A 13,193-nucleotide genomic window follows, 5' to 3' on the forward strand; every position below is an offset into this window, starting at 1 on the left:
ATCACATCCGCTGCCTGCCGCAACGGGTCATCTGCGAGGTGCGCGTAGCGTTGCGTGGTAGACGGGTTCGTGTGTCCCAAAAGCCTGCCCACTATCGGTAAGCTCAAACCACTAGAAACCAGATGTGAAGCGTGTGTATGCCGGTTATCATGTACCCTGTAGTTTTCGAAACCTGCGGACTTCGTTATTGACCGCCAGAACCCTTTCAAGTCCTTGTACGGCTGCCCAGGATCGCGTCCGGGAAAGAGCCATGAGCTGTTTAGCGTATTCGACACTTGCATTTCCGACAGCAAGGCAGTGGTTGCCGAAGACAAAGGTAGGTGTTCTCGCCGTTTTTGCTTGGTGTGATGCGATGGTTTCGTCCACACGCGACGTTCTAGATCAATGTCTTCCCATTTGGCTGTCAGAACTTCTCCAATCCGCGCGCCTGTCAGAAGCTGGAAGCGGATTGCATTGGCAGCAGTCTGATTGGGGTGTTCGGATAGCGCCAATAGAAGCCGTTGAAGTTCCGCATCGGAAAGCCAGCGATCACGTTTTTCCTCTACGTATTTTTCAACACCACGCGCGGGATTGTCAGATCGCATCCCCCAGCGTACCGACAGTTGGAACATTTTTGAAGCAAGCGCGAGCGTTCGATTGGCCTGATAAGGAGTGTCGCGCATTTGGTTGTGCAATTTCTGGATATGCTGGTGTGTCACTTCAATGACCTTCAATTCACCCAGCTTAGGCAAAATGTACCTCTCCAACATGGAAAGATCATTCCGTACGCTACCGGGCCTTTTCTTTGGGACCGCATGTTCGGTCAAGTATTGCTCGGCAAGTGAGGAGACTGTTGGCGATTTTCGCAGCAACTGCCCGTCTGAGACCGGATCCCCACCTCTGATAACTTCGGCGAGAAGGTTTCTCGCCATCTCACGTGCTGTGCCAAGCGAAAGCGTTGGCCCATACTTGCCCAAAGTCTTACGTTTCGACCGACCAGTTTGCTTGCTTCGGTATTGAATGACAAAACTCTTCACGCCAGTGGTTTTCACCCGCAGTCCGAAGCCCGGTAAACTCTCGTCCCAATAGATTGCCTCACGATTTGTGGGCAAAAGGCGATCAATGCTTGTTTTTGTCAGTCGGATGTTTGGCATCGTAAGAGTATTCTACGCTAGATAAGCAATAGGTAAGCACAAGAAAGAGAGTTGACAAGAGCTCGATCGTAGGCGGTAGTCCATAAGTTCCATAAAAATAAAGAGATTTGGTGTTTGAAAGAAGTGCCTGGAACTGCATCGAAAGGAGAGTAGTAAGACTTATAATCAGCAGGTTGAGGGTTCGAGTCCTTCAGGGATCGCCATTGTCAAACCAGATCAATACCGGACATGCGCCTGCTTTGGTCGGCGCGATGTGATCTTGTGGCTGTTTGGTGTGGTATGAGGGGCTGGACGAGGGGGTCATGCCAGCCCCTCTAAGGGGTCACAGAGTGGTAGTATGTGTTCCTTAAGTACAATCTAACGTGATTCACCGGGCGGCGATATTGGGGGATTCCCGTAGGCTGGCATTTGCGCGGAAAATGCGTGTCGGGCGGGGTAATCCTGTTGAGATCAGACCGGGTTTTTGCGCGGTATTCGCGTTGAGGCTGCGGGAGCCGCTGGCAAAACCGGGGGCGATGCAAAAAATATATTGCAACCGGTTGCAAAGAAAATCATTGTTACGCACAACAACAAGATTCGGGAGAGCTGCATGTTGAGGGTCGGATTGCTGGGTGCCGGGCGTATTGGGCGTGTTCATGCGCAGGCCATATCTTCCCATCCGGGGAGCAGGTTGTGTGCCGTATCCGATGCGCTGCCCGAAGCGGCAGCCAGCCTGGCGCGTGAATATGGGGCCGAGGCACGCAGTTCAGAAGAAATAATCGCTGATCCCGAGATTGACGCGGTTCTGATTGCAACGCCGACGGATACGCATTCCGACCTGATCGAGGCGGCCACGGGCGCTGGCAAAGCCGTTCTGTGCGAAAAGCCCGTCGATCTGAGCCTTCAGAGGGCGCAAGACTGTCTGACAGCCGTCGCGGGGCGCGGCAAACCTGTCATGATCGGGTTTAACCGGCGGTTCGATCCTAATTTTGCAGCTTTGAAGGCCGGTTTGGACGCAGGTGAAATCGGCAAGGCCGAACTGTTGTCGATCACGTCATTTGACCCGGCACCGCCTCCGGTCAGCTATGTAAAAGTGTCCGGAGGACTGTTTCGGGACATGATGATCCACGATTTTGACATGGCGAACTTTCTGATGGGGGATGTGCCTCAGACCGTCACGGCGGTGGGATCGTCGCTTGTGGATGCGGAGATCGGCGCGGCAGGCGATGTGGATACGGCTGTGGTCACAATGACTTACGCAGACGGCCGGATTGCGGTCATCAAGAACTCGCGCCGGGCGGCCTATGGCTATGATCAGCGGGTCGAGGTGCTGGGTTCGGAAGGGTTGTTGCAGGCGCATAACATGCTGGAAAACACCGTCGTGAAATCGACGGCAGATGGCGTTGTGGGCGCAAAGCCGACTTATTTCTTTCTGGAACGCTACATGCCGGCCTATCGCGTGGAATGGGCCGCATTTGTTGATGCCGTCAGCGGCGGTTCCAACGTTCCCGTCACGTTGCAGGATGGTGTGGCGGCGCTGGCGATGGCCGAGGCCGCGACCCTGTCAGCGCAGACGGGAAAGCCCGTCCGGATGGAGGAAATTTTGAAACCGGTTGCAAAATGACCAAAATTCTTCAAACTAACGACAGCTCGGCCCTGCGCCGCAGCCACTGAGATTCGGCACAGCCGGATGATTGGGGCCGGTACCCCAACAGAAGATCAGACTGAACCAATGGGAGGAAACTGAAATGAAGAAATTCGTTATAGGTGCACTTGCCGCGGGGGCACTGGCCCTGGCTACACCCGCTCTTGCGCAGGACATCGTGGTCGTATCGCATGGCCAGGCCAATGACGCATTCTGGAACGTCGTGAAGAACGGTGTTGAACAGGCTGGCAAGGATGTCGGTGTGAATGTGGAATACCGCGCACCGGAAACCTTCGACATGGTGGCCATGTCGCAGCTGATCGACGCTGCGGTGAACCAGGAACCTGATGGCCTGATCGTTTCGATCCCGGATGCGGATGCGCTTGGCCCGTCAATCGAACGTGCCGTTGCCGCAGGCATCCCGGTGATCTCGATCAACTCGGGGTCGGATGTGTCGAAACAGCTGGGTGCGTTGCTGCACGTGGGTCAGGACGAGTTTGACGCCGGGAAAGCTGCGGGTGAACAACTGGCTTCGATGGGGGGCAAAACCGCGATCTGTGTGAACCACGAAGTGGGCAACGTTGCGCTGGACCTGCGTTGCGCAGGTTTCGCGGAAGGCTTTGGCGGTAATGTCGAAGTTCTGCCGACCTCGAACGATCCGTCGGAAATCGAGTCGAAGGTCTCGGCTGCTCTTGCTGCTAACGAAGCCGTCGATACGGTTATGGCGCTGGGTGCAAGCTCGGCCGGTGAGCCGACTGTTGCCGCTGTCAAAGCGTCGGGCCGTGATGTGAACGTTGCATCCTTCGACCTGTCGGCCAACTTCCTGCAATCGATTGCGGATGGCGACGCGGCCTTTGCCATTGACCAGCAGCAGTATCTGCAAGGGTACCTGTCGGTGAACTTCATGGGCCTGCACGCCAAATACGGCCTGATGCCCGGTGGCAACGTTCCTTCGGGTCCGAACCTGATCACTCAGGACAAGGCCGCGCAGGTGATCGAGCTGTCCGCGCAGGGCATCCGCTGATCCATACCGCAACCTGAACTAAACGGGGCGGCGCGGTGGCGCCGCTCCCACCCAAGTGGGAGGAAACGATGAGTGACTCAGCGCAAATCGCCGGGGACGAAAGGGTCAAGAAAGAACCTTTCATGACCAAGCTCATGAAACGGCCCGAACTCGGTGCGATGGCCGGTGTCGTTCTGGTGGTCATCTTCTTTGCCATCACAGCAGACGATTCGATGTTTACCCTGGCCGGGGTCATGAATTTCATGACACCTGCGGCACAGCTGGGCATTCTAGCAATCGGTGCGGCCCTTCTGATGATCGGTGGTGAGTTTGATCTGTCCATCGGATCGATGGTGGCGTTTGCGGGCCTGTTCTTCGGCGTCTGCGTGGTGACATGGCATCTGCCACTGATCATTGCGATCCCCATGACATTTGTATTCGCGGCATTCGTCGGAGCAGTGAACGGCAATATCGTCATAAGATCTGGCCTGCCGTCCTTTATCGTGACGCTGGCTTTCCTGTTCATTCTGCGTGGCTTGTCCCTTGTTGGCCTCAAAGCGGCGACCGGAGGGTCGACCCAGTTGCGCGGTGTGCGTGACGTGGTTGAAAACGACTGGCTGGCGCCGTTCTTTTCGGGCGAAGCCTTTGGCAGCCTGTTTGCCTGGCTGGCGGCCAATGGCATGATTGACACCTTCAAAAGCGGAGCACCCAAGGTGCCCGGCGTTCCGGTCGAAATCCTGTGGTTCATCGTGCTGGCATTGGCCGCCACCTATGTGTTGCTGCGAACCCCGGCGGGGAACTGGATTTTCGCGGCGGGCGGTGACAGCACTGCGGCATCGAATTCCGGTGTTCCCGTGAGCAAGATCAAGGTGTCTCTGTTCATGCTGACTGCCTGTTGCGCTGCACTGGTGGCCATCATTACGGTGATCGACGCGGGCTCGACCGACGCACGGCGTGGTTTCCAGAAAGAATTCGAGGCGATCATCGCTGCCGTGATCGGGGGCTGTCTGCTGACGGGCGGATATGGCTCGGCCATCGGGGCGTTCTTTGGTTCGATCATCTTTGGCATGGTTGTCATCGGACTGACCTATACGGATTTCGATCAGGACTGGTTCCAGGTGTTCCTGGGCGCAATGCTGCTGATTGCCGTTCTGTTCAACAACGCGATCCGCAAACGCGTAACCGGGGAGCGCTGATATGACCGAAGATACCAAGTTCCACCACGGCGATGCGGCGGGCGATCAGGCCCCCATCGTGGAAATGAAGGATATCGAGAAGCACTTTGGCAACATCATCGCATTGGCGGGCGTCAGTTTCGACGTCAAACCGGGTGAATGCCACTGCCTGCTGGGCGATAACGGCGCGGGCAAGTCGACCTTCATCAAGACCATGTCCGGGGTACATAAACCCACCAAGGGCGAGATCTTTTTCGAGGGCAAGCCGTTGCATTTTGACACTCCGCGGGATGCGATGGAGGCAGGCATTGCGACCGTGTTCCAGGATCTGGCGATGATCCCGCTGATGAGCGTCACGCGCAACTTTTTCATGGGGCGCGAGCCGACCAAGGGTAAGGGTCTGCTGAAACGGTTCGATGTTGAACACGCGAATGAGGTCTGCATGGAAGAGATGCGCAAGATGGGCATCAACCTGCGCGGGCCGGATCAGGCTGTTGGCACCTTGTCTGGGGGGGAACGGCAGACCGTTGCCATTGCCCGCGCCGTGTATTTTGGTGCCAAGATCCTGATCTTGGACGAGCCGACCTCGGCCCTTGGTGTGCGCCAGACCTCGAACGTTCTGGCCACCATCGACAAGGTGCGCAGTCAGGGCGTCGGCGTGGTTTTCATCAGCCACAACGTGCGTCACGCGCTGGCGGTGGGTGACAGGTTCACCGTTTTGAACCGGGGCAAGACGCTGGGCACAGCAACGCGGGGCGAGATCACGCCAGAGCAGTTGCAGGACCTGATGGCAGGCGGTCAGGAAATGGCCGAGCTAGAAGGATCGCTGGGCGGCACGGTTTAAAGTACAGAACTTGGATGCCCCAATGGGGCATCCATCGGGCGGTGGCACGTGACGCCACTCTGTTTTCAGGCTTTGATACAAAAGCTGGCACCTTCGCAAATGAGAAAACCCGCAGGCCGCCAAAGGCGGAGCTGAGTTGAAAGGGATCATGATGAGCAAGACAGTCCGACTGACCGCGGCGCAGGCTCTGGTGCGCTATCTGGGCGCGCAGATGAACGAGGCCGGAGAGCCCTTTATCGCAGGTGTCTGGGCGATCTTCGGCCATGGCAACGTGGCCGGTCTGGGCGAGGCGTTGCACGGTGTGAAAGACAGCCTGCCCACCTATCGCGGTCATAATGAGCAGACCATGGCACATTGCGCGATTGCCTATGCCAAGCAGTTGGGGCGCAGGCGGGCGATGGCGGTCACTTCGTCCATCGGGCCGGGGGCCACCAACATGGTCACCGCTGCGGCGCTGGCCCATGTGAACCGCCTGCCGGTTTTGTTGCTGCCCGGTGACGTGTTCGCCACGCGTGGTCCCGACCCGGTTTTGCAGCAACCCGAAGTGTTCTCGGACGGAACCATCAGCGCGAATGACTGTTTCAGACCGGTCAGCCGCTATTTCGACCGCATCACCCGGCCGGAGCACCTGTTGACGGCGCTGCCGCGCGCCTTCCGCACGATGACGGACCCGGCGGATTGCGGTCCGGTGACGCTGGCCTTTTGTCAGGATGTGCAGGCCGAGGCTTATGACTATCCCGAAAGCTTTTTTGAGCCGCGCGTCTGGTATCAGCGCCGAATTCGTCCGGATGAGGGTGAACTGACACGGGCCGTGGCCGCGATTAAGGCAGCCAAGCGCCCTGTAATCGTGGCCGGGGGCGGTGTGCATTATTCGGACGCGACCGCCGCTTTGCAGCGCTTTGCCGAGGCGCACAATGTGCCGGTGGCCGAGACGCAGGCAGGTAAATCCGCGCTGGCCTGGGATCATCCGCTGAACCTTGGTCCGATTGGCGTCACCGGCGGTGAGCCTGCCAACGATATCTGCGCCGAGGCGGATCTTGTGCTGGGCGTCGGCACCCGTTTTCAGGATTTCACCACCGGGTCTTGGGGATTGTTCGCGAACCCAGAGCGGGAATTGATCAGCCTGAACACCGCCGCCTATGACGCGGCAAAGCACGGCGCGATGCCGCTGCAGTCTGACGCCCGCGTTGGGCTGGGTGAACTGAGCGACGCGTTGGGCGGTTACCGCGCGCCTGATATGCCTGCAACGCTGAAGTCGGAATGGTTTGCCAAGGTCGACGCATTGACCAACGCGCCCGCAGACAGCAATGCGCTGCCCACGGATATGCAGGTGATTGGTGCCGTGCAGCGGGCGGCCAATGAAAACACCGTTGCCATGTGTGCCGCGGGCACGATGCCGGGTGAGTTGCACAAGCTGTGGAAGGCACCGCGCTCCGGTGCCTATCATATGGAATATGGCTTCAGCTGCATGGGGTATGAGATCGCCGGTGCGATGGGCATCAAGATGGCCCAGCCCGACCGCGACGTGATCTGCTTTACCGGCGACGGTACTTACATGATGGCGAACTCGGAAATGGCGACGGCGGCGATGATGGGGATTTCGTTCACCGTTGTGGTCACCGACAATCGCGGCTTTGGCTGCATCAACCGTTTGCAGATGGGAACCGGCGGGGCCGAGTTTAACAACCTGCTGGATCACGCAATCGGCGGCGAAAATTCGGTGATCGACTTTGCCAAACATGCCGAAGCAATGGGGGCGACCGCGCTCAAGGTCAGCTCGATCACCGAGCTTGAGGAGGCACTGGCCAAGCGAAGTGACATCAAAGGCCCCTATGTGGTGGTGATCGACACCGATCCCTACCCATCGACCGAATATGGCGGAACGTGGTGGGAAGTGGCGGTGCCCGAGGTCAGCATCCGTCCGGAAGTAAACGAAAAACGTGCGGCCTATGAGGTCGCCATCAAGGAAAGAAACACGAAATGAGCGTGAAGATCGGTATCTCTCCGATTGCCTGGCAGAATGACGATCTGCCGGACCTGACCGCAGCCTACACGATGGAGCAGGCGCTGAAAGAAGCGCGCGAGATCGGCTATACCGGTGTTGAACGGGGCCAGCGGATGCCCGGCGACACCGAAGGGTTGCGCGCCTATCTGGACGCAAACGACATCGCGCTGTGTGGCGGTTGGTGTTCGGGCAGTACTCTGGTCAATGACCTTGAGGCCGAGATCGCCATCGTGCGCGAGCAGGTGGAACAATTTGTTGCGCTGAACAGCCCCTGCATTGTTTACGCCGAGTGTTCAAATACCGTTCAGGGGCAGATCGGAACACCGGTCAATGACCGCCCGAAGCTGTCCAAAGACGAGGTTCTGGCCTATGCGGGCAAGCTGACCGAGCTTGCCAAATGGATGGCAGATCAGGGTATGCCGGTGGCCTATCACCATCATATGGGCACGATCATCGAAAGCGAAGAGGATGTGAACTGGCTGATGCAAGGTTCAGGCCCCGAGCTGAAGCTGTGTTTCGATACGGGTCACTTGCTGTTTGGCGGTGGCGACGTGATGGCCACGCTGAACCGTTGGGGCGACCGGGTGCATCACGTGCATTTCAAGGACATCCGCCCAGACATCGTGCAGGACACGCGCGAGAACAATCGCAGCTTTCTGGATGCCGTAATTGCCGGCGCATTCACCGTGCCGGGTGATGGCTGCATCGACTTTCAGGCCGTAGCCAACGCGTTGAAAGCAATGGATTACAGCGGCTGGATCGTGGTCGAGGCAGAGCAGGACCCCGCCAAGGCGCCGCCCTATGAGTACTCCAAATTGGGCTATGACCACATCGTCGAGGTTTGCGGCAAGGCAGGGTTGGAGATCACCGTTTAATCACCGCCCCTCGGGGCAACACCGAAGCCATGAAAGAGGAGTTTGTCATGGTACATCAAGACCTTGGATATGTCGGCTATTTTGACCGGGAATCCTGTGATCTGGATGAATTCAAGGTGTTGACTTCGCAAAACCTGACAACCGGTGCGGTTCCTCATGCCGCATCGGTGCAAAAGAACGTTCCGATCTATGATATGCACGCTCTGCGCCCGGCGCTGGAGAAGGCAGATCAAAGAAAAGCGCTGCTGGCGGAATGGGCAGGCGTATTGGACAAATCTGCGGGTGTGATCGTTCTAAAAGGCGCATTTGCGGATACGTCCGTGATCGACCGGGCGACGGCTGTGTTCCAGCAGATCATCGTGGAAGAACGTCAGGGCGGGGCCGGAGAAGGCGACCACTTCGCGGCCTCGGGCGCGAATGACCGCATATGGAACGCATTGCAGAAACAGTGCTTGCGCGACCCCGAGGGCTTTGCACTCTATTTCGGGAATGTGGCCATTGCAGCGGCTTGCGAGGCGTGGCTGGGGCCGAACTATCAAATGACCGCGCAAATCAATCAGGTGCGCCCCGGCGGCAAGGCACAGCAGGCGCATCGGGATTACCATCTGGGCTTTCAAACCGCCGACAGCGCCGCCCGGTATCCGGCCCATGCCCATCTGGTGACGGCCTCGCTGACCTTGCAAGGCGCGGTTGCGCATTGTGACATGCCCGTGGAAAGCGGCCCAACCAAACTGTTGCCGTTTTCGCAGCTTTACGCGCCGGGATATCTGGCCTTTCACGATGCGGCACACCGGGCGTTTTTTGAAGAGAACTACATTCAGTTGCCCCTTGCGAAGGGGGATGCGGTGTTCTTCAACCCGGCGCTGTTCCACGCTGCCGGGGAAAACAGCAGTACGGATATTCAGCGGATGGCGAACCTGTTGCAGGTCTCATCCGCTTTTGGCCGCGCGATGGAGATGGTTGACCGGCAGTCCATGTCGCAGGCGGTGTTTCCGTCGCTGGTCGCCCTGAAACAACGGGGGGCGCTGAGTGCGGCAGAGCTGAATGCCGCTATTGCCGCAACGGCTGAGGGCTATCCGTTCCCGACCAATCTGGACACCGACCCGCCGATTGGTGGCAACGCGCCCGAAAGCCAGGCCGACATATTGCACAGGGCCGTATCGGAAGGGTGGGCCGAGGCTCAGCTGTCTGCCGCGCTTTTGGCCCTGCAAGCACGGCAAGCGGCCTGAGGGCAATACAGGCGGGCCGTTTAGGCCCGCCCAATAAGGAGAACAAGAATGGCAGATCTGCTGAAGAAGCCTATTGGAACCCGTGGCAAAGTACATGACATCACCCCGGACAGTGCCGGATGGCGATATGTAGGTTTTGGGCTCTATCATCTGCAAGCGGGCGACCGGGCGGCCGAGGCGACAGGAGACCGCGAAGTCATTCTGGTGATGGTCGAAGGCAAGGCGCGGATCACCGGGGCCGGGCAGGACTGGGGCGTGTTGGGCGGTCGGATGAAAGTGTTCGAAAAGACACCGCCGCATAGCCTGTATCTGCCCAACGGAACCGAGTGGGAGGCTGTGGCGGAAACCGACTGCGTTGTGGCGGTGTGCTCGGCCCCGAGCAAGGGCGGCCACAAAGCGCGCCGGATCGGGCCGGATGGCATCACCCTGACCGAACGCGGCAAGGGCGTGAATACGCGATATATCAACAATATCGCGATGGAGAACGAGGATTATGCCGACAGCCTGCTGGTGACCGAGGTTTTTACGCCCAATGGGCACTGGTCCTCTTACCCCAGTCATCGACATGATGAGGATGATTTTCCCCGCATCACCTATCTGGAAGAGACGTATTATCACCGCCTCAACCCGGCCAACGGGTTCGGAATTCAGCGGGTCTATACCGATGATGGCCAGTTGGATGAGACGATGGCTGTCTCCGATGGCGATGTTGTGACTGTTCCGCGCGGCCATCACCCTTGCGGCGCGCCCTATGGGTTTGAGATGTATTACCTGAACGTCATGGCGGGCCCCCTGCGCAAATGGCGGTTTGCCCTGGCCCCTGAGGTCGAATGGATCATGGAGCGTGACGGATGAGCCAAGACTTCGCCAATTACCCTAGCCTTGCGGGCAAAACGGTTATCATCACGGGCGGGGCCGGGGGAATTGGTGCGGAAACCGTTCGCGCCTTTGCCGCGCAAGGGGCGAAGGTCGGGTTTCTGGATATCAATGCGGATGCGGGCCATGCTCTGCTGGCGGACCTGGACGGTGAACACGCCTTTGCGCAATGTGACCTGCGCGATATCGAAGGGACGCGGGCTGCGCTGGAGCAACTGGTCGAGGAGCTGGGCGAGGCGGATGTGCTGGTCAACAACGCCGCCCAGGATGACCGCCACGACTGGCGCGAGGTGACGCCGGACTATTGGGATGAGCGGATGGCGACCAATATCCGCCATATGTTCTTTGCCATTCAGGCTGTGGCCCCGGGTATGATCGCCAAGGGCGCAGGTTCGATCGTCAACATAGGATCGAATTCCTGGTGGGAGGCCGGGGCAGGTTTTCCGGCCTATGCCACCGCCAAATCGGCGGTGCATGGCCTGACCCGCACCATGGCGCGCGAATTGGGCGATCACAGCATTCGTGTGAACACGGTGGTGCCGGGCTGGATCATGACCGAGCGCCAGAAGAACCTCTGGGTCACGCCCGAGGCGCTGGCCAAACAGGTCGACCGCCAATGCCTGCCCGATCCGATTGAGCCTGTCTATGTCGCGCGCATGGTGCTGTTTCTGGCCTCGGACGACGCCGCCATGTGCAGCGCGGGCAACTTCATGGTCGAGGGGGGTTCGATCTGAGGACGAAAGCGCGCGTCAACGTTGCGGCGGCGCGCCAAAGGTACGGATGACCATCCGCGCGGCGGCTTCGACCGGATCGTGGGTTTCTTTCAGGATGGTCACGCGGTCAAATCGTTCGGGATCGCGATTGACAGCGTCTCGCAGGGCATTGCCGAAGGCCATGCGCAGCTCGGTTCCGATGTTGAACTTGCAGATTGAGGTTTCGCGGGCCAACTTCATACGCTGATCTACCGGCACACCCGATCCGCCATGAATGACCAGAGGCACGGTGGTCAAGGCGTCGATCTCGGCAATGCGCGCTTCGTCCAGACCGCCTTCCTTGTTTTGTTGCAGGTGGACGTTGCCAACCGATATCGCCATCCCATCCACACCGCTTTCACGTGCGAACTGGGCCGCTTCTGCCGGGTCGGTGCCGTTTGATCCTTCACCGCCCGAGTACCCGACAAAACCAATCTCGCCTTCGCAGGAAATCCCTGCCGCATGGGCCATCTCGGCAATTGCGGCGGTTTCATCGATGTTTTGCTGCAGGGGTTTGCGCGACCCGTCGAACATCAGGGACGTAAAACCGCTGTCGAGCGCGATCTTGCAGTCTTCGAACGTATAGCCGTGATCCAGATGCGCAACGACGGGCACCGAGGCGTTTTCCGCCAGATACCGGAACATCTTGCCCAGTACGGGTAGCGGAGTGTGGTCGCGGCAGCTGGGTCCGGCTTGCAGGATCACGGGCGCATTCTCGGCCTCGGCCGCGGCCACATAGGCGCGCATATCTTCCCAGCCGAGTGTGACCAGCCCGCCTACGGCATAGCCCTGTTCATAAGCGGGTTGCAGGACGTCTTTCAGCGTGACGAGGGTCATTTGAATTTCGCAATCATGTCTTTGATGCCGGGAATGGTTTCGATCTGATAGGCATGTGTGGGCTGGAAATACTGCACCAGAGAACGCTGGGTCAGGCCGCCGAGGATGGTGAAATAATACATCTCGTACCCCGGCAAAACGCAGCAGGGGTGATAGCCCTTGTCGATGCAAACGGTCGATCCATCCACGATGTGATAGGCGTCGCCCGGCTGGTTATCTTCGCGCTGAAGCATCTGTAGACCCGAGCCCCAGTTGGGTTTGAACCGGAAATTGTAGGTCTCGTCGTGGCGGGTCTCATCCGGCAGGCGGTTGGTGTCGTGCTTGTGGCTGGGAAAGCCCGACCAGCCGCCCTGACCGACGGTGAACAGCTCGCTGACCAGCAGGCGACCGACCTTGTCGTGTTGCTTTTGGCCAAGGATGTGTTTGATCTTGCGGTGGGTTTTGGTGTCGTCGCTGCCATATTGCACAAGGTCGTGTTCGCGCACATCGAACGGGTCCAGCACCTTGTCATATTTCGCACCGGCAATGAACACCTCGGTCGCGTCAGAAAGGCAGACCATCTGCACCTTTGCGCCGACGGGAACATAGACGCCCTCGGGCTCGCCATCCCAGACATCTTCGCCCCGGTTGCCCAGCCTGGGGAAGGAAACGCCTTCGACATCCACATCGACGCTGCCGGTTGCAGGGACGATGCAGGTCTCGTAGCCCGGCACCCGGTATTCGAACGCCTCGCCTTTTTTCAGTTTGACGATGTTGAAATAGTTCAGCGGAACGGTCGGATCGCCGGCGTCAACGATGGGCTTGTTCTGATTGTCATAGGGCGCGATATGCATGGGATAC

The 13,193-nt window shown here is 58.7% G+C and carries 13 protein-coding genes; 9 read left to right on the top strand and 4 right to left on the bottom strand.

Annotation, left to right across the window (positions count from 1 at the left end; genetic code table 11):
* Together AC2FLU_RS16750 and AC2FLU_RS16755 are read right to left on the bottom strand one after the other, a co-directional pair.
* The coding region (locus AC2FLU_RS16750) for a tyrosine-type recombinase/integrase (protein ID WP_496809177.1) at nt 1–1,133 on the bottom strand (1,133 nt) is incomplete at its 3' end.
* Between the two features lie 367 nt (nt 1,134–1,500).
* The gene (locus AC2FLU_RS16755) at nt 1,501–1,770 is read right to left on the bottom strand and encodes a hypothetical protein (protein WP_480476954.1); all 270 of its coding nucleotides are present in this window, start codon (nt 1,768–1,770) and stop codon (nt 1,501–1,503) included.
* On the opposite strand from AC2FLU_RS16755, the gene iolG reads away from it, so the two are divergent.
* From iolG to AC2FLU_RS16800, 9 genes are all read left to right on the top strand, one after another.
* The gene (gene iolG, locus AC2FLU_RS16760; protein ID WP_480554164.1) at nt 1,723–2,736 is read left to right on the top strand and encodes an inositol 2-dehydrogenase; all 1,014 of its coding nucleotides are present in this window, start codon (nt 1,723–1,725) and stop codon (nt 2,734–2,736) included. The two genes, AC2FLU_RS16755 and iolG, sit on opposite strands and share 48 nt — an antisense overlap.
* 124 nt (nt 2,737–2,860) lie before the next feature.
* Complete coding sequence (locus AC2FLU_RS16765) at nt 2,861–3,781, top strand: sugar ABC transporter substrate-binding protein (RefSeq protein WP_496809176.1); 921 nt, start codon at nt 2,861–2,863, stop codon at nt 3,779–3,781.
* A 68-nt stretch (nt 3,782–3,849) separates the two neighbouring features.
* On the top strand, nt 3,850–4,956 hold the full coding sequence (locus AC2FLU_RS16770; protein ID WP_480475272.1) for an ABC transporter permease: 1,107 nt from the start codon (nt 3,850–3,852) through the stop codon (nt 4,954–4,956).
* Between the two features lies 1 nt (nt 4,957).
* Entirely contained in the window at nt 4,958–5,779 is an 822-nt protein-coding gene (locus AC2FLU_RS16775) for an ATP-binding cassette domain-containing protein (protein ID WP_480475274.1), read from the top strand.
* A gap of 151 nt (nt 5,780–5,930) precedes the next feature.
* On the top strand, nt 5,931–7,763 hold the full coding sequence (gene iolD, locus AC2FLU_RS16780) for a 3D-(3,5/4)-trihydroxycyclohexane-1,2-dione acylhydrolase (decyclizing) (protein WP_496809175.1): 1,833 nt from the start codon (nt 5,931–5,933) through the stop codon (nt 7,761–7,763).
* Nucleotides 7,760–8,659, top strand: coding sequence for a myo-inosose-2 dehydratase (gene iolE, locus AC2FLU_RS16785; RefSeq protein WP_480518582.1), 900 nt, complete (start codon nt 7,760–7,762; stop codon nt 8,657–8,659). The genes iolD and iolE overlap by 4 nt, the downstream gene beginning before the upstream one ends.
* A gap of 47 nt (nt 8,660–8,706) precedes the next feature.
* Complete coding sequence (locus AC2FLU_RS16790; protein ID WP_480518584.1) at nt 8,707–9,888, top strand: phytanoyl-CoA dioxygenase family protein; 1,182 nt, start codon at nt 8,707–8,709, stop codon at nt 9,886–9,888.
* A gap of 48 nt (nt 9,889–9,936) precedes the next feature.
* Nucleotides 9,937–10,743 carry a 5-deoxy-glucuronate isomerase gene (gene iolB / locus AC2FLU_RS16795; protein WP_480518586.1) on the top strand — a complete coding sequence of 269 codons (807 nt, stop codon included), beginning with the start codon at nt 9,937–9,939 and terminating at the stop codon, nt 10,741–10,743.
* Nucleotides 10,740–11,498 carry an SDR family NAD(P)-dependent oxidoreductase gene (locus AC2FLU_RS16800; protein ID WP_496715416.1) on the top strand — a complete coding sequence of 253 codons (759 nt, stop codon included), beginning with the start codon at nt 10,740–10,742 and terminating at the stop codon, nt 11,496–11,498. The genes iolB and AC2FLU_RS16800 overlap by 4 nt, the downstream gene beginning before the upstream one ends.
* Before the next feature lie 15 nt (nt 11,499–11,513).
* On the opposite strand, the gene AC2FLU_RS16805 is transcribed toward AC2FLU_RS16800, so the two are convergent.
* Both AC2FLU_RS16805 and AC2FLU_RS16810 read right to left on the bottom strand, forming a co-directional pair.
* Nucleotides 11,514–12,353: a class II fructose-bisphosphate aldolase gene (locus AC2FLU_RS16805; RefSeq protein WP_496715417.1), complete on the bottom strand. Its 840-nt coding sequence runs from the start codon at nt 12,351–12,353 to the stop codon at nt 11,514–11,516.
* Nucleotides 12,350–13,186, bottom strand: coding sequence for a 5-deoxy-glucuronate isomerase (locus AC2FLU_RS16810; protein ID WP_480475288.1), 837 nt, complete (start codon nt 13,184–13,186; stop codon nt 12,350–12,352). The genes AC2FLU_RS16805 and AC2FLU_RS16810 overlap by 4 nt, the downstream gene beginning before the upstream one ends.
* Between the last annotated feature and the right edge of the window lie 7 nt (nt 13,187–13,193).

The organism is Ruegeria sp. SAZD013, assembly GCF_059612525.1.